General features: G+C 36.8%; 24 protein-coding genes and 1 other annotated feature. Of the genes, 5 read left to right on the top strand and 19 right to left on the bottom strand.

Features of this window, described 5'->3' with window-relative positions:
* Positions 1–22: 22 nt before the first annotated feature.
* The 11 genes from MHH73_RS05705 to MHH73_RS05655 all read right to left on the bottom strand — a co-directional run bounded on the left by MHH73_RS05705 (position 23) and on the right by MHH73_RS05655 (position 9,820).
* Positions 23–1,159 carry a Ger(x)C family spore germination protein gene (locus MHH73_RS05705; protein ID WP_191815682.1) on the bottom strand — a complete coding sequence of 379 codons (1,137 nt, stop codon included), beginning with the start codon at positions 1,157–1,159 and terminating at the stop codon, positions 23–25.
* Positions 1,156–2,646, bottom strand: a complete 1,491-nt coding sequence (locus MHH73_RS05700; RefSeq protein WP_191815680.1) for a spore germination protein — start codon at positions 2,644–2,646, stop codon at positions 1,156–1,158. The genes MHH73_RS05705 and MHH73_RS05700 overlap by 4 nt, the downstream gene beginning before the upstream one ends.
* Positions 2,624–3,721: an endospore germination permease gene (locus tag MHH73_RS05695; RefSeq protein ID WP_191815678.1), complete on the bottom strand. Its 1,098-nt coding sequence runs from the start codon at positions 3,719–3,721 to the stop codon at positions 2,624–2,626. Before MHH73_RS05695 ends, MHH73_RS05700 begins: the two co-directional genes overlap by 23 nt.
* Positions 3,722–3,853: 132 nt before the next feature.
* A complete protein-coding gene (locus MHH73_RS05690; protein WP_341065440.1) occupies positions 3,854–4,630 on the bottom strand; it encodes an alpha/beta hydrolase in 777 nt (258 codons plus the stop codon).
* A 17-nt stretch (positions 4,631–4,647) separates the two neighbouring features.
* Positions 4,648–5,655: a FecCD family ABC transporter permease gene (locus MHH73_RS05685; RefSeq protein ID WP_191815674.1), complete on the bottom strand. Its 1,008-nt coding sequence runs from the start codon at positions 5,653–5,655 to the stop codon at positions 4,648–4,650.
* Positions 5,648–6,628, bottom strand: coding sequence for a FecCD family ABC transporter permease (locus MHH73_RS05680; protein WP_191815958.1), 981 nt, complete (start codon positions 6,626–6,628; stop codon positions 5,648–5,650). Before MHH73_RS05680 ends, MHH73_RS05685 begins: the two co-directional genes overlap by 8 nt.
* Positions 6,629–7,015: 387 nt before the next feature.
* Positions 7,016–7,657, bottom strand: a complete 642-nt coding sequence (locus MHH73_RS05675) for a FusB/FusC family EF-G-binding protein (RefSeq protein WP_341065437.1) — start codon at positions 7,655–7,657, stop codon at positions 7,016–7,018.
* A 100-nt stretch (positions 7,658–7,757) separates the two neighbouring features.
* The gene (locus MHH73_RS05670; protein ID WP_191815670.1) at positions 7,758–8,021 is read right to left on the bottom strand and encodes a CD3324 family protein; all 264 of its coding nucleotides are present in this window, start codon (positions 8,019–8,021) and stop codon (positions 7,758–7,760) included.
* A gap of 220 nt (positions 8,022–8,241) precedes the next feature.
* On the bottom strand, positions 8,242–8,961 hold the full coding sequence (locus tag MHH73_RS05665; RefSeq protein WP_191815668.1) for a YebC/PmpR family DNA-binding transcriptional regulator: 720 nt from the start codon (positions 8,959–8,961) through the stop codon (positions 8,242–8,244).
* Positions 8,962–9,066: 105 nt separating this feature from the next.
* Complete coding sequence (locus MHH73_RS05660) at positions 9,067–9,414, bottom strand: DUF3147 family protein (protein WP_191815666.1); 348 nt, start codon at positions 9,412–9,414, stop codon at positions 9,067–9,069.
* Positions 9,398–9,820, bottom strand: coding sequence for a MarR family winged helix-turn-helix transcriptional regulator (locus MHH73_RS05655; RefSeq protein WP_341065432.1), 423 nt, complete (start codon positions 9,818–9,820; stop codon positions 9,398–9,400). Before MHH73_RS05655 ends, MHH73_RS05660 begins: the two co-directional genes overlap by 17 nt.
* A gap of 142 nt (positions 9,821–9,962) precedes the next feature.
* Between MHH73_RS05655 and MHH73_RS05650 the strand changes: the two genes are divergently transcribed.
* Entirely contained in the window at positions 9,963–10,469 is a 507-nt protein-coding gene (locus tag MHH73_RS05650) for a DUF6241 domain-containing protein (protein WP_341065430.1), read from the top strand.
* A 403-nt stretch (positions 10,470–10,872) separates the two neighbouring features.
* On the opposite strand, the gene MHH73_RS05645 is transcribed toward MHH73_RS05650, so the two are convergent.
* Positions 10,873–11,958, bottom strand: coding sequence for a citrate synthase/methylcitrate synthase (locus MHH73_RS05645; protein WP_341065428.1), 1,086 nt, complete (start codon positions 11,956–11,958; stop codon positions 10,873–10,875).
* 111 nt (positions 11,959–12,069) lie between these two features.
* On the opposite strand from MHH73_RS05645, the gene MHH73_RS05640 reads away from it, so the two are divergent.
* The 3 genes from MHH73_RS05640 (at position 12,070) to MHH73_RS05630 (ending at position 15,405) form a co-directional block, all read left to right on the top strand.
* Positions 12,070–12,948 carry a LysR family transcriptional regulator gene (locus tag MHH73_RS05640; RefSeq protein ID WP_341065425.1) on the top strand — a complete coding sequence of 293 codons (879 nt, stop codon included), beginning with the start codon at positions 12,070–12,072 and terminating at the stop codon, positions 12,946–12,948.
* Between the two features lie 125 nt (positions 12,949–13,073).
* Positions 13,074–14,534 (top strand): aldehyde dehydrogenase family protein, encoded by a 1,461-nt coding sequence (locus MHH73_RS05635; protein ID WP_191815654.1) that lies wholly within the window; start codon positions 13,074–13,076, stop codon positions 14,532–14,534.
* Between the two features lie 19 nt (positions 14,535–14,553).
* The gene (locus tag MHH73_RS05630) at positions 14,554–15,405 is read left to right on the top strand and encodes a methyl-accepting chemotaxis protein (protein ID WP_341065422.1); all 852 of its coding nucleotides are present in this window, start codon (positions 14,554–14,556) and stop codon (positions 15,403–15,405) included.
* Positions 15,406–15,489: 84 nt separating this feature from the next.
* Here MHH73_RS05630 and aspS read toward each other — a convergent pair whose 3' ends face one another.
* The 7 genes from aspS to pruA all read right to left on the bottom strand — a co-directional run bounded on the left by aspS (position 15,490) and on the right by pruA (position 24,861).
* Positions 15,490–16,803, bottom strand: a complete 1,314-nt coding sequence (gene aspS, locus MHH73_RS05625) for an aspartate--tRNA(Asn) ligase (protein WP_445662540.1) — start codon at positions 16,801–16,803, stop codon at positions 15,490–15,492.
* A 106-nt stretch (positions 16,804–16,909) separates the two neighbouring features.
* Positions 16,910–17,141, bottom strand: a binding site (T-box leader).
* 66 nt (positions 17,142–17,207) lie between these two features.
* Positions 17,208–17,900 (bottom strand): GNAT family N-acetyltransferase, encoded by a 693-nt coding sequence (locus MHH73_RS05620; RefSeq protein ID WP_445662515.1) that lies wholly within the window; start codon positions 17,898–17,900, stop codon positions 17,208–17,210.
* Between the two features lie 5 nt (positions 17,901–17,905).
* The gene (locus tag MHH73_RS05615) at positions 17,906–19,021 is read right to left on the bottom strand and encodes a mandelate racemase/muconate lactonizing enzyme family protein (RefSeq protein WP_191815650.1); all 1,116 of its coding nucleotides are present in this window, start codon (positions 19,019–19,021) and stop codon (positions 17,906–17,908) included.
* Positions 19,022–19,080: 59 nt separating this feature from the next.
* Positions 19,081–20,508, bottom strand: a complete 1,428-nt coding sequence (gene nhaC / locus MHH73_RS05610) for a Na+/H+ antiporter NhaC (RefSeq protein WP_341065417.1) — start codon at positions 20,506–20,508, stop codon at positions 19,081–19,083.
* Between the two features lie 32 nt (positions 20,509–20,540).
* The gene (locus MHH73_RS05605; protein WP_341065414.1) at positions 20,541–21,632 is read right to left on the bottom strand and encodes an amidohydrolase; all 1,092 of its coding nucleotides are present in this window, start codon (positions 21,630–21,632) and stop codon (positions 20,541–20,543) included.
* Positions 21,633–22,037: 405 nt separating this feature from the next.
* Positions 22,038–23,237, bottom strand: coding sequence for an ornithine--oxo-acid transaminase (locus tag MHH73_RS05600; protein ID WP_341065411.1), 1,200 nt, complete (start codon positions 23,235–23,237; stop codon positions 22,038–22,040).
* 76 nt (positions 23,238–23,313) lie between these two features.
* Positions 23,314–24,861 (bottom strand): L-glutamate gamma-semialdehyde dehydrogenase, encoded by a 1,548-nt coding sequence (gene pruA / locus MHH73_RS05595; protein ID WP_341065408.1) that lies wholly within the window; start codon positions 24,859–24,861, stop codon positions 23,314–23,316.
* 218 nt (positions 24,862–25,079) lie between these two features.
* Here pruA and MHH73_RS05590 point away from each other — a divergent pair, with 218 nt between their 5' ends.
* Entirely contained in the window at positions 25,080–26,483 is a 1,404-nt protein-coding gene (locus MHH73_RS05590) for a sigma-54 interaction domain-containing protein (RefSeq protein ID WP_191815640.1), read from the top strand.
* Positions 26,484–26,573 lie beyond the last annotated feature (90 nt).

Genomic DNA, 26,573 nt, shown 5'->3' with positions numbered 1-26,573 from the left:
CATCCTCTCCCCTAGCCTCAATCTAATTAGAGAATTGATAATCGTACTCTCCTGTTTTTGTAATCGTAATATCTATATTTATATTCGCAAGAGAATCTTCTGTTAGTGTAAATCTTCCTTTATAATCATTCTTCCAACGGTCATAATCTTTTCTATAAACAAGTTCCTCAAGATTATATAAATCCGCCTTTATTTTTAAAGCATTCTCATAGGACTCTCTAATTTCCTTCTCCATTTTTTCCGTAATTTTTTCCTTCAAAATAGGTAACGAAATTTCTTTATGAACTTCAATAATCCCACCATTTGCACTAACATCGACATCAAATTTATCTTTGTCTAATTTATTTATTTTCAAATGTGGGTCTAATTTGGTAATAATGATGTTTACTTCATCATTATCTTCCGTTTTGATTCTTAATGGAGACCTTTTTGTAGTCTTTGTCACCCAACGTAAGCCTCTAAAGTCACTTATAGGTAGGTTCCCTAAATATTTTTTTCCTTTTAATAGGAACACTCCAGCGTTTTTAGCTGAATCATTTGTTGCTCCCTTAGTTGTCCAAACATCCTCTTTTACTGATATCATCGGTAGTTTTGTGGTGGTAGCTTTTTCAGTAAAGTCTGAATAGAACCGGTGCATTCTGATAGGTGAAATGATAGAGTGTACATGATAGACTTCCTCTGGATTAAAAAGTGTTGTTTGAACCGCGGAGCTAAAAAGACTTGTTACAAGTAAAATATCCTCAATTGAATCTTTCGTGCCATACATCCAGTTCGTTTCTCTTATCTGTTGAAAACGAGCCAAACTATCACTTATTTGATCAATCCCATGTTGCAGTAATCGTTCATGAAAAATAATAATTCCTATATGTGCCCAGTATATGATTTGATTGGATTTATCGTAGATCTCATTCATAGCAGCTTCCATTGATTTTCCTTGCCCTTTAGCCACCCATACCTTCGATGGCACTGTTGCTGCTTGTTCCGACTTTGCTACACCTGCAAAAGACACGACCTGCGCGTACAATATATATTCCTCTTTTTCCTTATTATAATCAATGCCAATAGCAGTAATATATTGCATTTCTACAATATCCTTTGCATCCCAACAACCACTTAATAAAAGAGCACATACGATAATAGGTATGAGGATTTTTTTCATTTTATCCTACCCTTCGTATCATCCTTAGGTCGCATAGTACTTGACCTTTTTTTTCGTAAAAGATAAGGTTTTTCTAAAATACTTGCAAATGTATCTTTAAATGACAAAGGAGAAAGTGGCGCTAAATAAGGCAAACCAAACAGCTCTAGCCTAGATAAATACAATATCACTGAAAAAATACTGATAAAAAAGCCAAATAATCCGAGCATTGATGAAAAAAGCAGGATATAGAATCGCACTAGGCTTATGGAGGCACCAAGTGACTGGTTAACGAGGGTATACGCAGCAACAGATGTGACACCAGCAATAACAAGCATGGTAGGAGCTGTTAAACCACCCCTTATTGCTGCATCACCAATAATTAGCCCCCCTACGACCGTTAATGTTTGTCCGATTGCCCTTGGAAGGGTATTACCTGCTTCCTTAAATAACTCAAATAAAGCTAAGACTAAAAATGCCTCTAACGGTGGTGATAATGGTAGCCCCATTCGCGAAACCGTAATAGTCGCCAAAAATGGGAAAGGCAATTGATCCATATGAAAGGAAATCATAGCAACATAAAATCCTGGCAAAATACTTGATATGACAAGACCAGTTAGCCTGAAAAACATTTGCATATTCGTATAATAATATTCTGTGAAGCGATCTTCCGGTGTTTTTAATTCTGAAAATAATGTAGATGGACCAACCATTACAGTAGGACAACCATCAACAATAATGACAAATCTACCTAAATCTAAATTAGCAACTACGTTATCAGGACGTCCGGTATAATTAAACAAAGGAAAAAGAGTATAGTACTTACCTGACAATACTTCTTCTAAATCTGTCGTACTAATGATCACATCTGTTTCAATTTTTGCTAACTGTCTTTTTATATCAATGACATATTGATCCTTTATTATATCTTTCACATATAATAAACTTATTTTTGTCTTCCCTCGAACCCCTAACTCAATAACTTCATTTACTAACGTTGAGGTTTTATACCGTTTTCTTATTAAGGCAAGGTTAATACTCAGGTCTTCCACAAATCCATCTCTTGGTCCGCGAAAAGATAATTCCGAATTGGACTCTTCTGGTGAACGGTTAGGAATTTGAGGGAGATCAAATTTAAAAATTTCGTCTAATTCTTCCACTAGAACAAAAACCATCCCAGAAAAAATATCTTCTGCTATTGATTCTTTATCTTCTTCCTCAACATTCACTTGATACATAAGTAATTGCTCATTTTCTTCCCTCCTTTCAACTAGGCGCCGGTCTGCTATAAAACTTTCTTCTAACCTACCTAAAGCCTCACTCAATTTACCTTTATCGATCATTACTTCAGAAAAGAGAACAACAACTTTCCCTGGTTGTGGATAATGCTGAAACGAATAATTAACAAATTGCACGTCCCCATTGATTGCGAATTGCTCCCTTAAGTACTGCTCATCCAATTTATCAGTTTTCGGCTGTCTTTTTTTATTGTTTAATCGCGTTTTCATTTTTTGCCACTCTTCCTTTAATTAATAGGATTAGATGAATACAGAGCATCACAAGTAGAATCCCTATTACAGTAATAGAAAAAAAGTAATGATCAATCATGAGTCTATAAGTCGGTCCATCAATGGGTAAAGATAGACCGACGATTAAAAAAAGACATACACTAATTAATAAAGTCATTTTCCTTTTCTGCGTCTTAAAATGAAATAAATCCCCAATAATAAAGATAGACAAGCTAATACGAATAAACGCACCAGAAAGCCATTGATAAATAGAAAAAAAATCCAACTTATTTAAAAATTTTCCTAAAGTAATCAAGCGCCATTGTGCATAAGCAGGATTCGTTAATTCTGATGCTTGTTCCGGGCCAAATTCGGTAATTGCACCAATTAAAGGGCCAAAATTAACAAAGACGAAGAACAAACATACCGGAATGAAAAATTTTAAAGATATATTATCTCGAATATGATGCTGTAATAAAACTAAGAGAAAAACCTCCAAAAGTCCTCCTGATAAAATAACAACACCAAAAAGAATAGGTGCCCATCCCTCTTCAAAAACGGGAAAGAGTAACGAATAATCCTTAAACTTAAAGTTCGCAATCATTATAAAAAAGCCAAGGAAACAAACGATTGGAAATAAAACCCCACTAGCAATCGTAATAGCTTTTATACCTGAGAGTGCAGCTAATAAACAAAGAATGATTAAAATAGTAAATAACACATACTTAGGTGTTTGTATCATATAATTGGTATTCACCCACGAAAAAGTCGTATATAAAGTGACAAATACATTGATTATTAAAAGAAAAAAAATCAATGATCGAATGGCATGATATACAAATGGAGGACTGTTAGATTTAAGCCAATTGATCAAATTTTGTTGCCCTGTTTTTTTTATAATGATGTAAATGAGAGGAATCCATATGATATAGAGACTTCCTGCTATAATTAAACTAATCCAAGCGCTTCGCCCGGCCACGGTTAATACAGAGGGTAATACAATCACATGAGTCATCAAACCAATGGCAAGGCCTAATACAGGAAACGAGTTTAAAGCCGTAATACTTTTGACCACTATCTCTTACCTCCCTTTTTTCTTAATATGAGGGAAGAAGTTGGTTTTTATTCCAAAATATAATTAGAGGTTACGAACCTTTGAAATAGAAAAACGACTTTGTGACATCACAAAGTCGTTTTTCTAAAATGATTATTGTAAAAATCGCAAACCATTACTCAATACAGTTGGTATGATAGAGGCATGATTTTCTCCTTCTATTTCCTTATAGATAACTGATAGTTGTTTCATTTCCTTGATTTTTTCATAATACTTTCTAACAGCAACCAATAAATGTTCCTTTTCATCCCCACCTGCGGCAAGAAAAAGACGGGTATCACTATTCTTTTGCCTTTGTTCAAACCGTTCCGTAAAAGCAGGCACTTCTTGCATTAAAGCTTCACCATTCCACCAAATTGACGGACTACAAGCGAAATACGCTTGATAAGAAGATGGATTGTTCATCATCGTCATTAATGTGAATAACCCACCTAAAGAATGTCCAAATAACGTTTGATTATCACGATTAACCGGAAACTCCTTATAAATGGCTGGTTTTAACTCATTTTCTATAAAATCATTAAACTGTTCGGCTCCACCAGTATCTGGCCAAGCACTACCATCTGGCCGTAGGGGTAAATGGTCACTTACTGCAGGCGGGGTAAAATCAAATACTCTCCTTGAATGAAAATCTTTTGCTCCATACCCTATACCTACAATGATTACTTCAGATACACCTGTTTTAGCAGACCGTTTCGCCTGCAACCGAATAACTTCCTTTATCAATTGAAAATAGGCATCACCATCAAGTACATAAAGAACACCATAGCCTGCAGATGGGGGTGGGCTCTCTGGCATATGAATTGATATGACATAGTCTTGCTTTGTTTTCGATTGTAATGTCCATTGTGGTATTTCTGTATGTAACACTTTCCCATCCCCCATTATTATTGTTTTTGTTTGACTAATAAATATAAGAAATATGGTACACCGATCATTGATATGACAATCCCTACCGGTAGCTCGACTGGTGTGAACACATTTTTGGCAACAAAATCAGCAATGACCACAAGGAACATACCAATTAAGCCTGAAATCGGTAAAATAAATTGATGCTTCATTCCTACCAATTGTCGTGCAATATGTGGTGCCATTAAACCAATAAAACTAATATTTCCCGAAACAGATACACAAGCACTAATTAACCCAATGCTTAAAATAATAAGTTTAATCTTTTCACGCTCAACAGGTACTCCTACACCTTTCGAACTTATGTCAGATAGTCGAAAAAGATCTAATAAATAACTTTTCCTTAAAATTAATGGAATAAGAATGACTAGCCAAGGAATCATTGAAATAATATAGATCCAATTCGCATTATAAATACTCCCAGATACCCAGACAGCGGCCATCTCATAATCAGATGAATTCATTTTTAATGATATATACATAGAAAGGGCACCAAAACCAGAACTAATGGCAATACCAGTTAAAATTAATCGACCTGTATCAAATGTCCCCTTTTGCCAAGAAAAGAAAAAGATAATAAACGCTGCGAGAATTCCACCAATCAATCCAAAAATCGGCATAATCATGATAGATAGCCAACCAGTTAAATCCATTTGGCCTTGGAAAAACAACATAAAGATAACAATCGCAGCCCCTGCTCCAGCATTGATCCCCAGTATACCGGAATCAGCCAATCCATTTCTTGTTACACCTTGAATGACCGTACCTGCTATACCTAAGCCAAATCCAACAAGTGCCCCAATGACAATTCGAGGCAAGCGAAAATCAAAAATAACTAAATCAAGCTGATCAGACGGATCAATCCGGAATAAAGTATTGATGACATCAGTAAAATTTACATTTATAACCCCATAAACTAAACTTACATAAGCACTCACTAAAATAAGAATAGATAAAACAATCGCAATAAGAACGGTTTTACGCATGCTTTCCGCCCCCTCTCTTATAAATTAGGTAGAGGAAGAATGGCACACCTATGAGTGCTGTCACAACGCCAATGGGTGTTTCGAACGGATGATTGACAAACCGGCTAATGATATCACATACTGCCAAAAATATCGCACCAATTACTGCGGAAGAGGGGATGAGCCACCTATAATCCACACCCACTAAAAATCTCGCCATATGAGGAATAATTAACCCTACAAAACCAACCTTACCAACGAGGGCCACTGCTGTCCCAGTCAGACAAATGACAGCCAATAAAGCAAGTGCTTTCACCCATTTCGTCTTTTGCCCCAAAGTAACGGCAATTTCTTCTCCTAGAGAAAGAATGGTAATATGGCCAGAAGTAATGAGAGCGATAATCAAGCCAATGACACCAAATGGAATGGCCAATAAAAATGTATCTAAATCTACTTGATGAAGTTTGGCGTTATACCAAAAACTAACATCTTGTGAAATTTGAAAATACGATGCTAAAGCAGCAGAAGTACTTGATAAGAAAGTTCCTATGACCGTCCCAATAATCGCTAATCGGACCGGTGTTAAACCTTTTGGAATTAAGGAGCCGAATCCATAGACAATCCCTGCACCTAAGGCAGAGCCGACCATTGAAAACAGTATCATTTCAATTGAAGCCATATTCGGCAAAACAATCATGCAAATAGTAATAACAAATGCGGATCCATCTGTTACACCCATAATAGATGGAGAAGCTAAATAATTTCTTGTCATCCCTTGCATAATCGCACCTGATACAGCTAAAAATGCACCAACTAACATGGCCGTTAATACTCTTGGCAACCTTGAGGTAATAATAATCGCATGATCCGTATTCCCTTCATCGTATGCAGTAAAAGCTTCCCAAATCGTTGATAAAGATATCCCTTTAGTTCCATAAATAACAGATAGAATAGTTGTTATTATAATAAGTAAAGGTGAGATCAATATAATCATTTTTGCTAATCTTGTTTTATTCTTCACAATCCCCACAACTCTTTTTATTTATTTTTCTATTAAAATGGATAGAAATAGTTAAGATATTACCGTCTTTGTTTTTATGTAAAAAAGCCACCTAAAACCCTAGCGAAAATGATAATCGTTATCATTTACTATAATAAAACATTTCCTAATTGACAAGATAAAAAGAGAAAAAATTGAATCTTCTTATACTTCTAAGTAAAAAAACACATACTGTTAGCTTGTACAAGCCTTCCGCATGTGTGCTTATTACTAGACAAATGATCACATTTAACATCTCCACAAAAAAAAACGACAACTTCTTGGCTGAAGTGCCGTTAAAAAATCAAATCAATATCCACTTAAGTATTTCGCTAAGATTCTCTAATTTCCTTTTATATGTCGAATAAATTTAGACAAATGCAGCAAAGTTTCTACATGATGATTACAATCTTTCATATCTTTACACACTGTGTTGCCTCTTTTGGTAAATGTACCAACGATTTCACCTTTTGTCTCAACCATGAACATGCCTGTATCTGTAAATCGATGACAAATATGACAAAGCGCTTTTTGTTGAGAAGGTTGGAAAGTTCCCCTTAAACCAATATAGCGTTGCTCGAATGGGGCCACAATCATCCGGTACTGACTACCCTTTTCATCCCAAGATAGATAAGTCATTGTTTGATAATCTTCTGCATCAATTAATGGGAACTTCAACTTTTTCACCTTTGGAAATAACTTCTTTAATTTCGATTCTGACAAAGCTGGGAAGGGGATTACATAGCGCTTTAATTCATAAAAGAATTTATCTGCAGCCAACCGATCGTCAACAGATTGCATTTGTTCAAGTAAGGAAGCCTGCTCCTCAGTCATATCAGACAATGATTGCTGAACTTCTTCCCATGCCAATGTTTTTACTGTTTTTAATATTGCTGGATCATTGACAGAGGCCTTGGCGTTTATTATTTTATTCACTTGTTTTTTCACAACATTATACTGTTCGTTTGTCATAAAGGCTATCATTATTTTCACTCCTGCCTTAATTTCTTCCTTTATAATTTAACCTATATGTACACATAAAAAAATGCCGATTTTAAATAAAATTAAACTCGGCATCCATCACTCATTTTGTATAAATAATTTTCCTGATTGTCTCGTGAGCTAAAAAATATTCTTCACTGAGCTCATCTATTGTTTTTCCCATACTATAGGAAGCTCTAATCTCTTCATTTCTTTGACTAAGTTTGTGTCTCGCTCCTGATTTCATTCCCCAACCAGCCTTTTTATGAAGAGGTTTAGGGATATAAATCGATTCACCTTGAATATATTTTTGTATCTCTTTTAATAATTCAGGTGGCAACACATTCTTTGCTTTTTGATATCTCATCTTCCGCTCGCTCCTTATTGATTCTATAAAATAAGGACGCAAAGCCTAGTGAAGATACATGGCGATTGCTTTTATTCTACCTCACACAAAGTATCGCCTTCTCTATAGGCTTTGCGTGAGCTGATTCATTATTTAGCAAAAAGGTGATTTGCATATTGTGACCACCTCCTTAAATAGAATAAAATGGATGCGAATTTAAAAAACGCATCCATCATTTATATTATTCACTCATGTCTACATTATGGTAAACACGTTGTACGTCATCTAAATCTTCTAGGGCATCAATTAATTTGTCAAATTGTGCAAGTTGTTCTCCCTCTAAGTTCACTTCTGTTTGTGGTAACATTGTTTGTTCTGCAACCGTAAACTCTTCAATGCCAGCACCTTTTAACGCCTCTTGCACAGCATGGAATTGGTCAGGTTCTGCATAAACAATCACAGATTCTTCTTCTTCAAGAAGATCACGCACATCAATATCCGCTTCCATTAATATTTCTAATACTTCATCCGCTGTTTTCCCTTCTAATCCAAAGACAGCTGTTGCATCAAACATATAAGAAACCGAGCCACTTACGCCCATATTTCCACCGTTCTTACCAAATGCAGCGCGTACATTTGATGCTGTGCGATTGACATTATTGGTAAGGGCATCAACAATAATCATACTACCTCCAGGACCAAATCCTTCATAGCGAAGTTCATCATACTTTTCTTCCCCGCCACCCTTCGCTTTATCAATCGCGCGGTCAATAATATTTCTCGGCACATTATATGTTTTTGCACGTTCCAATACTTGTTTTAATGCCTGATTCGATTCTGGATCAGGTTCCCCTTGTCTTGCAACAACATAGATTTCAAGGGCAAATTTCGTATAAATACGGCTATTATTGGCGTCCTTTGCCGCTTTCTTATCTTTAATATTATTCCATTTACGGCCCATATGTCCCACTCTCTTTCAACTTTTATCTAATCGTCATTCTTTTAGATGCACTAAATATCCATTGATTATTATAACGCAAACCGCTAAGAGAAAAAAGCTCGATGATTAATTAATGTTTTTCCATAGGTTAAGTAAGACAAATTGCACTCCGAGAAAAACAGCCCAACCAAACACACCAAAAAGAATAGAAACAGAAAAAGAAAAAGCAGACTTTAGCGAAAAAAAGATAATAGCCAAAAGCACAATCGTACTTGGTAACCCTAAAAGAACACCAAGTGTAAATTCACTCATCACTTCTGTATCATTCTTTTCTATCCAGAGCCACATTAGGCTTAATAAACTAACAAGCGGCAATGCAGCAATGATACCGCCATATGTTGGGAAACGTTTAGCCATTTCTGTGACAACGCCAATGATGATTGCTGAAAATAGTATTTTAACTATTAGTTGCATTTTTCGCTCGCTCACTTAATAAGTGTAAGGCTGTATCAATCAATTGTTGCTCCTCGGTCGTCAAACTAGCTAAAATATGCTCTAATTTTCCCTCGTCAAGATTTGCATTTCTTTTTAGCACTTGTCTCCCCTGTTCAGTTAACCTTAATATAACCATTCTCTCATCTACTGTTGACCTTTCTTTATGTATCCATGACTTGTTAATTAACCTCTTCACATGCTCAGAGGCAGTATTGTGTGAGACGTCAAGATTTCTCGCTACTTCTTTTATTCCAATATGTTCACATTTATCTAAAAGCTGCAAAATCCTTACACCTTGATGGGATATCTTATCCTCATTTTGATTTTGATAACGCAAGTAAAAATAGATGTCTGTCCAGTATTTATTTATTTCAGTTGCTTTCAAATCATCAACCTCATTCTTTTTTATCTTATAATAAGATTATATCGTATAATACGATAAATATACAAATGATTTTAAATTATGGTAAAATATTCGCAATAATCTGTATTAAATTGATACTCTAAGAAAGGTGATTCAAATTCATATGAAAAAATGGCTCATAATTATAATAAGTGGCTTTGTGATTATTAGTGGAGGATGGTTTACAGCAAGTTATTTAAGTGATGATTCTCTTTCTGCATTTAATCATCGGGATGATACTTCAAATAAAACATCAAAAGAAGCTAGTTTAGATGTGGATACGGCTGCCTATACGGAAAATACTGGATTAAGTCCAGAATCGACTCAAAGTAAAGTAATTGATGTGATGCATAAAATGACGCACCAAAAAGTCAAGGCAAGTGAAAAATGGGGTTCCGTGCGAATGACAGAACAAGCAATTGAAGAAGTGCGAAAGACGATCGAAAACAATCAATTTGAACATGAAGAAGAGCTTTTAGCTATATTAGATAAATGGAGCAAAGGGGATTTCTCTAATGTAGATAATGATCACAATTATTTCTGGTCATTGCAAAATGGCACAATTGGTAAGGCAACTGGAATCTTATCCCCAGAAGAAGAAGCAGCTTTTATTGAGAAGTATTTTGAATAAATCGAAACTACTTACTTTTCCCCTTTTTTCTATAAAATATATTAAGTACAACCATTCCTAAAAAGCAGAGAACGGCATAATATGGATAGCCTGAAACTTTATAGGCATACAACGCTTGATCCACCACAGTAGGTGTTCCATCTGGTGCAGGTGGAAAAATAAGATGATTCATATACAACTCATCGCCAATGTAGCAACTAAATAAACACACATCAACAAAAACAAGACAAACATACTAAAAGAGTAAATATACTTCATAACCGCCCTCCCACATACGCTTCATATATTTTATTTCAAATTATAAATATATAGGTAATAACATCTGCTTTGGTGTAAAATTACACTATAAACAAAATAATTGCCCATTTGTTTGGGCAACCATTTTGTCATTTACATACAGAGATTATTTTTCCGATCCGACATACGTCGATTGTGGTCTGAAAATGACATTATCTTCAGCTTGTTCAAGAATATGTGCAGTCCAGCCTACCATTCTAGCAGCAGTGAAGGTGGGCGTAAAAAGAGTAGGATCCATTGAGAGCGCTCTCATAATTGCCGTTGCGTAAAATTCAACATTGGTATATAGTTTTCTATCAGGTTTTAACTCCGCAAGTATTGTAACCACTTCCTTTTCGACTTCAATCGCAAAATGAAGCCAAGAATCCTCTACTTGCATCGCTAGTAACTTTTCTTTTAATGCCTCGGCTCTCGGATCAACCGTTTTATATACGCGATGACCAAACCCCATTAATTTTTCACCACTTCGTATTTTATGTTTAATCGTTTTCTCTCTATCGTTACTAACCTTCAATTCTTCTAATAATGCGATAACCCCTGTAGGTGCACCACCATGTAATGGACCTTTCATTGTACCAATTGCTGTGACAATACTAGAAACGATATCTGATTCAGTCGAAGCGGTCACACGAGCGGCAAATGTTGATGCGTTCATACCGTGTTCCATCGTTAAAATCATATACGTCTCTAATGCTTGAACATGAGCCATTAACGGTTTTTTTCCAGTAAGCATGTATAAATAGTTTTCAACATGTGACAACTGCAGTTCTGGATGGACCACTTCTTTGTTGTCTAATAGTCTCGTACGGTAAGCAATAATCGTAGGAACCACCGCTGTTAGCTTGATTGCTTGTTCCACAGTAGGGGGAAAGCTGTAAGCTTGATCACCTTCTAATGAAATAAGTGTTCGGATAACATCCATTAAACTCATATCTCTAGGTAATGCCTGCAGCACTTCCCATTGCAAAGGGCTTATAGCTCTATGATCTTTTATCTTTTGAATGAACTCCTCCACTTCCCTACCCTTCGACAATTCACCATACCATAGTAGGTAGGCTACTTCTTCAAATGTTAATGTTTTTGTCAATTTTCTAACATCATACCCTCGATAAGTTAATCTGCCTTTTTCTCCATCTACAAGAGCCACTTTTGTTTCAACCGCAACGATACCCTTTAAGCCTTTACTGATCATGTTCATTCTCCTCTCTTCTTTTTTTTAGTATACGCGTGCTATATAATTAAGAAAATTAAATATTTTTTATCAATTTATTTAAAAATATTAATTGAAAGGACGGGGAGAAAATTGGATTTCCAATGGTTAAAAACCTTTATTACAGCAGCAAACTATTTAAACTTTAGACAAACGGCAGAAGCTCTTTATATTTCGCAACCGTCAGTTACTGTCCATATACGTCATCTAGAAAAAGCATTAGAAACCACTCTTTTCAAGAAAGAGGGACGATCCATGCGCTTAACAAAAGCCGGGAAACAATTTCTTCCGTATGCTAAACAAATTTTATCAAGTTTTGAAGAGGGTAAAAAAGAACTTAGTCATTATACTCAAGGATATACTGCCTCACTAAGCATAGGAATTTCTCCGATTATCGCTGATACGATTCTACCTTTTGCCTTAAAAAATTATATGCGTAAACATCCATTTGTTGAAGTAGCTGTTTCTGTACTAGAACCCGAGGAAATGGAAAAAGCACTCTTCGAAGAGGATATTGATATCGGCTTGAGCTGTAATCTCCCTATTTCAAGAGAGGTGCAATTTCAAATACTATACTCTGAAGATGTTAAATTAATTATTGCGCATGATGGAAAAGATGCTGAAAGTGCACCACCATTAGATGAGGAAGAGATTTTAAATCATAATCTTTTAATTACCGACAATCACCCTATATACTGGTCAAAGCTAAAAAATGATCTCCACTATCAGTATTCCTTTATCAAAACAATGAAAGTATCGCAAATTCATATTTCTAAACGGTTCATTATTGAAGGATTGGGAGTTTCCTATTTACCGCTGTCCACTGTAAGAAGAGAATTAATGGAAGGATGGTTATTAGAAGTCCCTCAATCAAAAATTTCATTACCCCAAACGCATACATACGCTTGGATGAGAACAGAAACCAACCAACAAATTGATTTCATGCGATATTTACAAAACTATCGTTTGTGACAATTCAACGAAACATGAACAATATTAGATATAATTACCTATATATTTTACATTTACTAACTATCATATTCGACTCCTATGGTCGATAAACAACTTAGATTCATATATTCTAAGGAGGTTTTTCCATGAGTTTTCAATTATCAGTATTAAATAAGCAGTTTATAAATGGAGAATGGCGTCAAGGAAAAAGCCAAACTCTCTTACAAAATATTAATCCATTTAATGAAGACATCCTTGCAGAAGTAAATGGTGCTACATTAGAAGATATTGATGAAGCCTATCAGGCGAGTGCTAAGGCTAAGCTAGAGTGGGATCGTGTCAACCCTTATAAAAAACGAGACATATTAGAAAAAGCGGTAGCCATTATCGACTTACATGAAGAAGAGATTGTCCAGTTAATTATTGCTGAACTTGGAGGTACTCGATTAAAAGCGGCATTTGAAATTGGCCTTGTAAAAAATATGATTAAAGAGGCAGCCACTTATCCACTACGTATGGAAGGTAAAATTCTGCCGTCTACAGAAGACCATAAAGAAAATAGATTATATCGAGTTCCAGCTGGTGTGGTTGGCGTCATTAGTCCATTTAACTTCCCTTTCTTCCTTTCTATGAAATCAGTTGCTCCTGCACTTGGCGCGGGATGTGGAGTAGTCCTCAAACCTCATGAAGATTCAATGGTAACTGGTGGTACATTAATAGGAAAGATATTTGAAGAAGCCGGTGTACCTAAAGGATTACTAAATGTTGTATTATGTGATATTAAGGAAATAGGCGATGGCTTTGTAGAACACCCTATTCCAAGAATCATTTCTTTTACCGGATCTACTACAGTAGGTAGCTACATCGGCCAAGTAGCAGTGAAAAACTTTAAAAAGCCTTTACTAGAGTTAGGTGGTAATAGTGCTTTTATCGTTATGGAAGATGCAGATATTGATTATGCCGTGAACGCAGCAACATTTAGCCGTTTTACACACCAAGGACAGATTTGCATGTCTGCGAATCGGATTCTCGTTCAAAAATCAATTTACCCAACGTTTATGAACAAGTTTAAAGAAAAGGTAGCAGCACTTAAAGTCGGTGATCCTAGCGACCCTGAAACCGTGATCGGTCCTGTTATTAACAAACGACAAGCAGCAACATTAGAAGATTTAATTCATACGGGCATTCAAGAAGGGGCAGAACCTATCCTATTAGGAGAAATTAGCGGAAATTTAGTTGCACCAACGATTTTAACAAATGTGACACCTGAAATGACAGTAGCACAAAAAGAACTCTTTGGTCCTGTTGTATGTATTATGACTTTTGATACGGAAGAAGATGCTGTTGCTATCGCTAATCATACACAACTCGGATTAAGCGGGGCGCTTCATACTGCCAATGTAGAACGCGGTGTTGAAATGGCAAAAAGAATTCACACAGGTATGATTCATGTAAATGATGTCACGATTAACGATGAACCTATTGTTGCTTTTGGTGGTGAAAAGCAATCCGGCCTTGGTCGTTTAAATGGGGAATGGAGCTTAGATGAGTTTACTACAATGAAGTGGATTTCTGTTAATTATAGTCAACGGCAGTTGCCATATTAATAATTAGGGAGATAAAAAGATGATTGAAACAGAACAGCAATCAATAAACATAATGGACGCTTTTCTAAAAGTAGCGCCTTACTTAAATACATTAATTCAAGATGATATTACTATTGGTATATATGATACAGAGAAATTAATCATTAATTATCCAGGAAAGACATTTTCATTAAATGTCTCTCCCGGGGACCCTCTAATAGACGGTGATATTATTACAGAATCCATACGTACAAATTGCACGAAAACATCGATGGTACCAAAAGAATTATTCGGTTTTCCCCTTATTGCAAAAGCCATCCCCCTTCATAATGAGAAGGGTGAAGTAATCGGTGGAGTAGGTATTGGAATTAGTTTAGAAAAGTCCAATCAGTTGTTCGATGTAGCAGAAAGTCTTTCAGCAGTATCAGAACAAACAGCTGCAGCCATTGAAGAGATAAGCAAATCAGTGACGATCCTTGCAGATAAAGTGACTGACATGTCTTCACAAATGGGGACTGTAAGCCATAGTGCAGATGAAATCGGAAAAATATCCACTGCAGTAAAGAGTATTTCTGATCAAAGTAACCTTTTAGGTTTAAATGCAGCGATTGAGGCAGCACGAGCTGGGGACGCTGGAAGAGGATTCTCTGTAGTAGCAGAAGAAATTCGTAAACTTGCAAGTAATAGTAAAGACCATGTTTCGCAAATCGATCAAATTACGAAAAGTATCGCGGGGTTACTCACTGAGCTTAATCAATCTTTCTCACAAATTCATCAATTAACAGATACCCAAGCAGCCTCCATTCAGGAGTTTTCAGCGACGATTCAAGAAATTAGTCGCAACGCACAACATTTAGTGGAGATGGCTGATACGACGGTAGAAAGCGATTAATATCCTTTCTGCCTTATCATAGCTTGCCTTCCATAAAGAAGCACGAACAAATACTTATATCATTAGCATTTGTTCGTGCATGACTTATGGGGTTAATCGATGTCGATCTCGTGGGAATGCCGATGCAAAGCGGACATTAGGCCGATTCATTATTTTAGCTGTCAATCGCTCTAAGCCTATTGCAAGACCCCCATGTGGAGGCATACCGTATTTAAAAACATTCGTATAACTTTCAAAATCTGCAACTTTTAAGTGATTTTCTTCTATTGAAGAAATTAATTCTTGATAATCATGAATCCTTAAGCCACCAGTTGTAATCTCTATCCCTTTATACAATAGATCAAAAGAATCTGTGTATAATGAGTGATTTTCTAATGGCTTGGCATACATTGGTCTAACTGTCTTTGGATAATGTGTGATAAAAACGAATTCACTGTTTTCCTTTTCAGAAAAATACTGACAAATTAAGCGTTCTCCCTCCGGATCCAAATCTTCCAACTCACTAGTCGATTTATGATATTCATGAGCTAAAATTTGCTTTGCTTCATGAAGGGATATACAGGGTATTCTTTCTATTAAAGGAATGGTTACACCGACCTCTTGCAACTCTTTTTGATAGCGGTCCCGAATGGTGTTAAAAATAAAACGTAAAAGATTCTCCTCTAATTCCATCAACTCTTTGCTCGAAGATACAAACCCCATCTCTAAATCAAGTGAAATGTATTCATTTAAATGTCTAGATGTCGCATGTTCTTCCGCTCGGTAAACAGGAGCCACTTCAAATACACGTTCATATCCTGCTGCTACCATCATTTGCTTATAAAATTGTGGTGATTGCCCTAAATAAGCAGGTTGATTAAAATAGTCTATTGAGAAGAGGTTCGCCCCTCCTTCAGCCCCTGCTGCTACAATTTTCGGCGTGAATATCTGGATAAAATCCTCATTTCGTAAAAAAGAGGTAAAGGCGTCAACAATTGCTGACTTCATATTAAACATTAGATGCTCTTTATGGTTCCGTAGTGATAAAACACGATGATTCAATAATGTGTCCATGTGGACATCTAATTCTTTTTGATTCAGTTCAATTGGTAAGGGTGCATTAGCAGCGTTTAATAACTGAAGCTTATCTACAATTACCTCTACACCCCTATCGGTTTTCATTGTCTTTACAACAAGACCCTGTACAGAAATGACAGATTCTAATGAAAGTTTCATTTCAGCAAATTCATTCTCTAATACACATTGAATAATGCCGCTACGATCCCGTAACTGTAAGAAAGTAATTTTCCCTAAATGTCTAACACGATGAACCCACCCACATAGTGTAACCTTTCTTTTCACATATTCCATTACAGCGGAGCAATTCACACGGCTTATTCCTTCATTGATTTTGCCCATCATCATTCACACTCCTTATTATTTTGTTTGCATCGTCGTTATCGTCATCATCACTATCCATGTGAATCACCCCTTTCTAATCACACAAAAAACCGAGCTTCATCCCAGAAGGGACGAGGCTCGGTTCTCGCGGTACCACCCTAATTATTACATCATACAATGTAATCTCTTATACGCCCGTTAACGGTGGCCACCGTCCATGCCTACTCAGTAATACCTTTCAGATGGAACTCATTGGTGTCTTTCATCTAACTCCTTATCGCCACTCTTTCAGCTCAAATAAGTAGCTCTCTTATAGATAAGGGTGTCAAACTACTCCTCCAACTCAACGCTCTCAAATATTATTATTTAAGATACATCGCTTCACTCTAAATGTCAAACTATTTCGTATTATATCTCACATATTAAAAACGAGCGTAAACCACCTTTGTCCCCTGTTCTGCTATGATCATTTTCACACCACGCCAACCAGACTGCAAATATTGCTGTTGTTTGCTGATATCATCCATCTTTATTTCAATCACTTCTCCTTGTTGGGCAACTTTAGCAGCTTGCAAATCTTTCATAAAAACATAGCGAAGGCTACCCCCATATTTCTCCTTAAGTCCAATGATTTGCATATCTTGGACAAACTTATCCTTAAGGGAAGGGTAATTAAAAGGAGCGACTGTACAACAAACATATCTATAATGATGTGCTTCTTCTTTCAATTGTTCCATTAAAATTTGAGCAAGTTTTTGCTGTAGTTTATTCCCTCTATACATTGGATCTACATTAGATATTTCTTGATAGATAACCGTAGACAAATCCTTTACACCAGCATCTAGGCCCAGATGCTCGGGGTCATTCTCAGGCGGAATGAGTAATGCGCGAAAGGCAATTAATTGCTCTTTGACCCAAGCACCAACCATTTTTCCATTTCCCTTTAAAATATAGAGGAACTCCTCTTTCGATAATGGCTGTAATACTTTTTTATCAGGTAGGGCATGGATAACCTTTTGTTGCAATTGCAGAATTTGTTCAATATGCTGTTCTTCTAGATTTATAACATCATAAGATGGGCCTTGTTTGGTTATGTCTCTCATGATTACATTCAAACTCTTCAACTCTCCTTTAATACATCTTCAAATACAGTCAGTTCTTTTAGCATCTCTTCATCAATATTTACGCCTAAACCAGGTTGGTCTTTTAAAGAAATATAAGGAATATCATAATGTAAGTCACCGATATCCTTAGAGAACTTCAGTGGTCCAGTTAATTCTACACTAGTAATATTCTTTTTAGAAAAAGACACATGAAAACCTGCACTTGAAGCAATTGATGATTCTACCATTGATCCGACCTGGCACTCAATCCCCGCTAGTTCTGCCTGATATGCAAGCTTAACTGCTGGCAAAATACCACCACACTTCATCAACTTAATGTTTATCCGATCACATGCATTTTTCTGAATAATCTCTTTCAACTCTCTTGCTCCCTTTAATCCTTCATCAATCATAAGGGAAACGGATGAATGAGACCTAATAAATGCCATACCATCAATATCATCTGCCCTTACCGGTTGCTCTAACCAATCTATATCTACCGTTTCTAATGCCTTTATTCCTTTTAAAGTAGCAGCCGCTGTTTGCCAACCTTGGTTAACATCCACTCGTATCACTGCTTGGTCTTTAACGCTATCAGCAACTGCCTTAATTCTTGCTACATCCCCATCCACATCCCTTCCTACTTTGATTTTAAAAGATGTGTAACCTTTTGAGACTTGTTCCAGTGCTTCTGTCGCCATCTTTTCTGGCTCACCAATACTTAACACATGTGTGATGGGAAATTGCTCATGGTAACGTCCACCGATGAGTTGATACACGGGCACTTGTAGTTTTTTACCGATTAAGTCGTAACAAGCAATATCGATCGCTGCTTTAGCAGCAGGTGCTTGATAGATGAGCTTGTCCATGATTTCATGTACCTTTTCAATTTCCATTGGATTGATTCCTAATATGGCTGGTCCAAGCGTATGTTTAATTACTTGATAAGTGCCTTCCCATGTTTCTCCTGTCACATGCTCATCAGGTACTGCTTCTCCATAGCCTATCAGCCCTTCATCTGTTTCCACTTTTACGATAATAGATGGCATATCTTTATATGTGTGATAACTGATAACAAATGGCTGCTTTAAAGGTAGTCGAATGGCATAAATAGTAATGGCTGAAATCTTCATTTAAGTCTCTCCTTCTTAATGGAAAGAAAGCCGAAGTCATTCCTCGGCTTTCTTTATCATTATGCATTTAATGATGCATCCTCTTCTTTCTCCAACATCCTTTTCTCTTCATCTGAGATTTTAACAATTGTAAAGCCTATGAATGCGTAAATAATTGAAAGAATCGGAACAATAAAGTTAAAAATCGCATATGGTGCATATTCTAATGCACCTATTCCTAATGTGCCAAGAATAAACACTCCACATGTATTCCAAGGAATAAATACTGACGTTAACGTTCCACCATCTTCAAGTGACCTTGACAGATTTTTAGAGTGGAGATTTTTATCACGATATGCTTTGGAAAACATCCTTGCTGGGACAACAATTGAAATATATTGTTCAGAAGCAGTAGCATTTGTTGCAAATGCAGATACAATCGTCGTTGCCACAAGACTCCCCGCAGATTTAGCTAACTTTAGGATCTGATTGACAATCGCTTGTAGCATACCGGTGTTTTCCAGTATCCCCCCAAACGTCATCGCTACAATTGTCATGGAGACGGTGAACATCATCGAATCGAGCCCACCACCATTAAAGAGGCCGTCTACCATTTCATTTCCGGTATTAAGCACATAACCTGCTTGTAAGGCATTGACTGCTTCAGAGAGCGATCCACCTTGTACAAATATTTGACACAGCACCCCTAAAAGAATACCAACGACTAATGCTGGTACTGCGGGAACTTTTTTTGCAACCATCACAATGACAATGAGTGGCACAAGTAATAACCATGGGGAAATAACAAAGGTGTCTTGTAAGACAAGAATCGTTTGTTCGATTTCCCCTGGATTTGCTCCACCTTTACCAAAATCCTTCCCTAAGAACCAATAAACACCTAAAGCAATGAGAATTCCTGGAATTGTTGTATACAACATATGCTTAATATGATCAAATAAATCCGTACCTGTTAAACCGGCTGCTAAATTTGTCGTGTCAGAAAGTGGCGACATCTTATCTCCAAAATAAGATCCTGAAATAATTGCTCCGGCAACCATTGGTGCAGGAATGCCCATACTCAAACCGATTCCCATACCTGCAACACCAATTGTACCCATTGTTGACCAAGAACTACCGATTGATAAAGAGACAACCATACAAATAATGGTTATCGTTACAAGGAATAAAGACGGTGTAATTATTTTCAATCCATAGTAAATCATTGTCGCGACAATACCGCCACCTAGCCAAGAGCCGATGACTAAACCAACTAACATAATAATAATGACAGCCGGTAATGCCAGTTTAATCCCCTTATACATCGATTCCTCAATATGTTTCCAATTATATCCTGCTTTCCAAGCAACTAATGCCGCTACAATTGTGCCAATAATTAATGGAATATGAGGTCCTTGATCTAAATAAATAACCGCAATCATCATTGTTATTATCATGACAACTAAAGGAATTAGCGCCATACCAAATGTCATCTTTTGATCCTTTTTCATAGAAATCCTCCCAATTCATTTTTTCACTTTAATTACGCTTTCATTAGTGTTGCTGCTACTATTCGAGCACCCTGGTCCAATACTGTATGATTAAAGCTCATTTGCGGGTGGTGCAATCCAGGCTTTAAGTCAGCACCTAAACCAATCATTGTTGCATGGACATTTGGATGTTTGATTGTATAAAAATGAAAGTCATCACTTCCCGGGGTAATGAGCGGGGGAGCCACACTTTCTGACCCTAAAACCTCTGTAATTGCCCGTATTGCCTTCGCTTCTGCTTGTTCAGAGACGACTGCACCTGGTGTATAATCTTTCCAATCAAATGAAATATCGACATCAAACATTGCAGCAATATCGCCTAACCCTTTACTCACTTTTGTTTGTAGTTCTGCTAATTGTTCATTTTTTTGCGCTCTTATATCAATACCAAAGGTGGCATGGCCCGGAATGATATTTAAGCTTTCTCCACCTGTTTGAATGTTAGTTAATTTGACAGAATACGCAGCAAACGGGGACAAATAGATATTTTTTAATAATTGATAAATCGCAGCAATTACATCAATTGCGCTTATTCCTTGATGAGGCCTGGCGCCATGGGCATCTTCACCACTAATTTTTCCTTCTAATGTGACACATGCACCGTGATGGATGGATGGTGATACTTGTCCTAAAGATAATTCTTCATGTGGTCTGAGATGGATGCCAAACAAATGTGTAACACCTTCCATCGCGCCATGCTTAATCATTTCTAGAGATCCATTCCCTTTTTCTTCAGCTGGCTGAAAAATAAAACGGATTCGCTTACTTAAAGCTTGCTTATCCAAATAAAGAATACTACCTAAAACAATAGCCATATGCGCATCATGCCCACAGGAGTGATTTGCACGATATGTACCATCCACTTGCTGCCAGAGTGCATCCATATCGGCTCTTACAGCAATCACTTCCTCTCCATTTCCCACCTCTGCAATTACACCTGTTAAATCCCCAAAAGTTTGATAATCAACTTTTAAACCACTCAAAATAGACGTAATTTTTTTGGTTGTCTCATACTCTTTAAAACTAGGTTCTGGATGGTTATGAAATTCATTAAACCATTCTTGAATTTGATCTTTATAGACCATAAAATCATTCCTTTTAGACTTTAGAAAATTTTTCAAAAATTCATTTTTGACTAATCTTTGGATACACAAAAAGCCTTGTACGAATGTACAAGGACTTCTCACTAATGAACAGTATGGCCAGTTCTTCTTTGGTGAGAAATCTCTAGCTGAATTTGTTTGCACTAAGTTATATTACTATCATGTTTTATTAAGCAATACTCTTTACCAAGAAACAAATGAGAACAAGATCTATCTAAAAAAGAAAGCGTTTACGTTTTTTTAAAGTTTGATAACTTCCATGAAATAAAGGATTAGGAGAAAGATAAATGTGATCGATTGTATCTTTCTCCTCTTACAGTATTAAAGTGATTATTATGATAATATCATATATAGAAGAATTATTCTAATAATTTATTAAAAACTGTCTTATCCTAAAACTTTTACTATTTTTTCAATTGCCCAATCAAGGTCTTCTTTAGAAATAATAAGTGGCGGGGCAAAGCGAATAACCGTATCATGTGTTTCTTTACAAAGAAGCCCTTCTTCTTTCAATGCTTCACAATATTTACGTGCGGGTTTAGTAAGCTCCACTCCGATAAACAACCCACGTCCACGGACTTCTTTAATCATGGGATTGTTTATTTCTTTCAATTGATCAACAAAATAGTTACCTAGCTCTAAAGATCGCTCTACAAGCTTCTCTTCTTTAATTACTTCAATGGAAGCCATAGAAACCGCGCATGCCATTGGGTTCCCACCAAATGTTGAACCATGTGAGCCCGGATTGAAGACACCTAAAACTTCCTTGCTTGAAACAACACAAGAAATTGGGAAAACCCCTCCACCTAAAGCTTTACCTAGAATGTACATATCAGGACTTACGCCTTCCCATTCACAAGCAAACATTTTTCCAGAGCGTGCTAGCCCAGCTTGAATCTCATCAGCAATGAACAGGACATTCTTCTCTTTACATAAATCACGCGCTTCTTTTAAGAACCCTTCTGGTGGAATAACAATTCCAGCTTCTCCTTGAATCGGTTCAATTAAAAAGGCAGCCGTATTTTCTGTAATAGCAGCTTTTAATGCAGCTATATCTCCATAAGGAACTAGCTTAATCCCCGGAAGCATCGGACCAAAACCTTTTTGGTATTCTTCTTCTGAAGAAAGGGAGACAGCTGTCATCGTTCTGCCGTGGAAGTTTCCAATACAAGCAATGATTTCTGCTTGATTCTCGGCTACACCTTTTACATCATAAGCCCATCGACGAGCTGCTTTTACAGCTGTTTCCACCGCTTCTGCACCTGTGTTCATTGGCAAAGCCATTTCCATACCTGTCAGCTCACAAATCATTTCATACCAAGGACCCAATTGGTCATTATGGAAAGCTCTTGAAGTTAATGTCACGCGGTCTGCCTGGTCTTTCAACGCTTGAATAATCTTTGGATGGCGATGTCCTTGGTTAACTGCTGAATACGCACTTAACATATCCATGTATTTGTTACCCTCAGGATCCTTCACCCAAACACCTTCTGCCTCACTAATAACAATTGGCAGTGGATGATAGTTATTCGCACCAAATTTTTCAGATTGTTCGATCAGGTGTTTTGTTTGTACTGTATTTTTCATCTTTATCGACATCCTTCCTGTTTTGATTAATAGGTCGCTAGAAAGGGATAATCATCCCTTTCTGCCTTGATTGAATTTAATACATTTCAGACGTAGTTTTTGCTTGCATATGAAGCATAATATAATCTGGTCCGCCTGCTTTTGAATCTGTACCTGACATATTAAAACCACCAAATGGCTGATAACCAACAATGGCACCCGTACAACCACGATTAAAATAGAGATTACCGACATGGAAATCTTCTCTTGCTTGTTGGATATGTTCACGATTATTCGTGAGAACAGCTCCAGTTAAGCCATATTCTGTATTGTTCGCGATCTCGATTGCATGATTAAAGTCTTTTGCCTTTGTAAAACCAACGACTGGTCCGAAAATCTCTTCTTGCATAATGCGCGCTTGTGGGTCTAGGTCCGCAAATATCGTTGGCTGAATGAAATAACCTTTAGAATCATCGCCTTCACCACCAAGCATAAGCTTTCCTTCTTCTTTTCCAATTTCAATATAACTCATAATCTTATTAAATGCTGATTGATCAATGACTGGGCCTGTATAGTTACTTCGATCTTCAGGATTACCTGCCTTTTTCTCTTTAGCAATTTCTACTGCTCTTGCTAGTACTTGATCATAAACCTCTTCTACAATGACTGCACGAGAACAGGCTGAGCATTTTTGTCCAGAAAATCCGAAAGCAGAAGCGACGATTGATTGTGCAGCAAGCTCTAAATCAGCATCTTTATCAACAACAATCGTATCTTTCCCTCCCATTTCAGCAATCACACGTTTAATCCAAATTTGACCATCATTTAGTTTAGATGCACGTTCGTTAATTCGAAGACCAACATCTCTTGAGCCTGTAAATGAAATAAACCGAGTATCCTTATGGTCAACTAAATAGTCACCGACCTCTGCTCCACTTCCTGGTACAAAGTTAAGTACGCCTTTCGGTAATCCAGCTTCTTCTAATACCTCTACAAATTTAGCCGCAACGATTGGTGTCGTTGAAGCTGGCTTTAAAAGCACCGTATTACCTGCCACAATCGCAGCAACTGTTGTACCAGCCATGATGGCAAACGGGAAGTTCCAAGGAGAAATAATAACTCCCACTCCAAGTGGAATATAGTCATAACGATTGTATTCATTCGGTCGGCTATTGACAGGTACGCCATCTTTAATCGCTAGCATTTGTCGGGCATAATATTCTAAGAAATCGATAGCCTCTGCTGTATCAGCATCTGCCTCATTCCAAGGCTTACCCGCTTCTTTTGTCATTAGAGCGGAAAACTCATGTTTACGTCTTCTAATAATTGCAGCGGCTTTAAACAAAACATCCGCACGCGTTTCTGGCTTCACTTTACGCCAAGATTGGAATGCGTTTACAGCCGATTGCATTGCTTTTTCTGCTAATGCTTGATCTGCTTTTGACACACGACCAATGACTTCTTCTTTATTTGCTGGATTGATAGATACGATTTTCTCTTTTGTAGAGATTCTTTCACCATCAATTAATAAATCATAATCTTGACCTAAATAGGATTTAACCGTTTCAAGTCCTTTTAAATAATCCGCTTGATTACTTTCTACGCTAAAATCAGTAAATGGTTCATGTTTATATGGCTGTACCATTCGAAATTCCTCCTACTCTATATTTTGATTCTCTTATTCTATTTTTAACGTTCCCCATTATTATTGCAAATAACGTGCCAATTACTAAAAATGCGAATAAATAATATATTTCTCTTATTAAACGCAAAAAAAATTTTCGTTATGCAAAAATTTTTTTCACCCCTCCCGCAAATTTTTTTTGCGCATGTGTATAATAAGGAATTACAGGGGGGACATTCATGAACAATTTTCTAAAACGAATGAATTACTATTATGACAAAGTCTTAGATGAAATTGACGCTGGTGTCCATGTCGTTGATGAAGGCGGAAATACGGTTATTTATAACCGAAAAATGGCTGAAATTGAAGGGATGGCTAAATCCGAGGTACTCTATAAAAACTTATATGATGTCTTTTCATTTGAACATAATGAAGAAAGTCGGTTACTTGAAGCGGTTGAAAAAGGCATTAAAATCGAGAACGCAAAGCAAAGTTATTACAATAATCAAGGACTAGAAATTACTACGGTTAATCATACTCTCCCCATTTTCTATGAAAACGAGCGTATTGGCGCAATGGAGATTGCCCGCGATATTACAAAATTAGAAAAGTTAATCAGGGAGAATAGACAACAAAGAGAAGAAACCCGCTTTACTTTTCAAAGTATCATTGGTCATAGTCCTGCCATAACTGATGTGATCGAGGCAAGTAAAAGAGCGACGCGAACGGATTCTTCTATTTTAATTATCGGGGACACAGGTACAGGAAAAGAACTATTTGCTCAAAGCATTCACAACGCAAGTGAGCGGGCACATAAACCATTTATTTCGCAAAACTGTGCTGCCATCCCGGACAACTTAATTGAAGGTTTGCTTTTTGGTACGAAAAAAGGGGCATTCACCGGTGCAATCGAAAGACCGGGATTATTTGAAGAAGCAGAAGGTGGTACACTTCTACTGGATGAAATTAATTCTTTAAATATACACTTACAAGCAAAATTATTGAGAGTTCTACAAGAGAAAAAAGTAAGACGAGTAGGGGATACGAGAGACCGGTCATTTAATGTCCGTATTATTGCTACAATTAATGAGGATCCGATTGATGCAATTACACATGGACATTTAAGAAAAGATTTATATTATCGGTTAGGTGTCGTTTCTTTAGCTATCCCTCCGTTAAAAGAGCGTAGAGAAGACATAGAGGAACTTGCCTACCATTTCATTCATAAATATAATGAAAAGTTTGCAATGGGAGTAAAAGATATTGATCCTCTCCTTTTATCAAACCTTTTTCATTATGAATGGCCAGGTAATGTCAGAGAGCTAGAACATCTTATTGAAGGCGCAATGAACTTAATCGAATACGAACAAACGATTACCTATCATCACTTACCTTTTCATTATCGTCATCGATTACAATCCCAACCATTCTTGAGAAAAGAGAAAGTATTCGAACACTCAACCGACAGCCATAAGTTTGAGCACATTGGGCAAACTTTAAATGACTATTTAACAAAAGCCGAGCGCGAATTTATTCAACAAGCTCTTATAAGAAATCAGCACCATATTACCAAGACAGCAAAGGAACTTGGTATGAGCAGACAGAATTTGCAATATAGGATTAAAAAACACCATTTACAATAACATACACAAAAAACACTAATCTGTTGATGATTGTGCAGGGCAAGCTCAAGCCCTCGCACAATCATCTCCTATTTTAATTTCAATGTGAAT

The sequence above is a fragment of the Cytobacillus sp. FSL K6-0265 genome, assembly GCF_038003465.1.
In the GTDB taxonomy this organism is placed as follows: domain Bacteria; phylum Bacillota; class Bacilli; order Bacillales; family Cytobacillaceae; genus Cytobacillus; species Cytobacillus stercorigallinarum.
This window is presented reverse-complemented; position numbering and strand designations above follow the sequence as displayed.

Coding starts and splice junctions, on each gene's coding strand:
- MHH73_RS05705 (WP_191815682.1), bottom strand. CDS start 1,159: ATGAAAAAAATCCTCATACCTATTATCGTATGTGCTCTTTTATTAAGT.
- MHH73_RS05700 (WP_191815680.1), bottom strand. CDS start 2,646: ATGAAAACGCGATTAAACAATAAAAAAAGACAGCCGAAAACTGATAAA.
- MHH73_RS05685 (WP_191815674.1), bottom strand. CDS start 5,655: ATGCGTAAAACCGTTCTTATTGCGATTGTTTTATCTATTCTTATTTTA.
- MHH73_RS05680 (WP_191815958.1), bottom strand. CDS start 6,628: ATGATTATATTGATCTCACCTTTACTTATTATAATAACAACTATTCTA.
- MHH73_RS05675 (WP_341065437.1), bottom strand. CDS start 7,657: ATGATAGCCTTTATGACAAACGAACAGTATAATGTTGTGAAAAAACAA.
- MHH73_RS05670 (WP_191815670.1), bottom strand. CDS start 8,021: ATGAGATATCAAAAAGCAAAGAATGTGTTGCCACCTGAATTATTAAAA.
- MHH73_RS05665 (WP_191815668.1), bottom strand. CDS start 8,961: ATGGGCCGTAAATGGAATAATATTAAAGATAAGAAAGCGGCAAAGGAC.
- MHH73_RS05660 (WP_191815666.1), bottom strand. CDS start 9,414: ATGCAACTAATAGTTAAAATACTATTTTCAGCAATCATCATTGGCGTT.
- MHH73_RS05650 (WP_341065430.1), top strand. CDS start 9,963: ATGAAAAAATGGCTCATAATTATAATAAGTGGCTTTGTGATTATTAGT.
- MHH73_RS05645 (WP_341065428.1), bottom strand. CDS start 11,958: ATGATCAGTAAAGGCTTAAAGGGTATCGTTGCGGTTGAAACAAAAGTG.
- MHH73_RS05635 (WP_191815654.1), top strand. CDS start 13,074: ATGAGTTTTCAATTATCAGTATTAAATAAGCAGTTTATAAATGGAGAA.
- MHH73_RS05630 (WP_341065422.1), top strand. CDS start 14,554: ATGATTGAAACAGAACAGCAATCAATAAACATAATGGACGCTTTTCTA.
- aspS (WP_445662540.1), bottom strand. CDS start 16,803: ATGGGCAAAATCAATGAAGGAATAAGCCGTGTGAATTGCTCCGCTGTA.
- MHH73_RS05615 (WP_191815650.1), bottom strand. CDS start 19,021: ATGAAGATTTCAGCCATTACTATTTATGCCATTCGACTACCTTTAAAG.
- nhaC (WP_341065417.1), bottom strand. CDS start 20,508: ATGAAAAAGGATCAAAAGATGACATTTGGTATGGCGCTAATTCCTTTA.
- MHH73_RS05605 (WP_341065414.1), bottom strand. CDS start 21,632: ATGGTCTATAAAGATCAAATTCAAGAATGGTTTAATGAATTTCATAAC.
- MHH73_RS05600 (WP_341065411.1), bottom strand. CDS start 23,237: ATGAAAAATACAGTACAAACAAAACACCTGATCGAACAATCTGAAAAA.
- pruA (WP_341065408.1), bottom strand. CDS start 24,861: ATGGTACAGCCATATAAACATGAACCATTTACTGATTTTAGCGTAGAA.
- MHH73_RS05590 (WP_191815640.1), top strand. CDS start 25,080: ATGAACAATTTTCTAAAACGAATGAATTACTATTATGACAAAGTCTTA.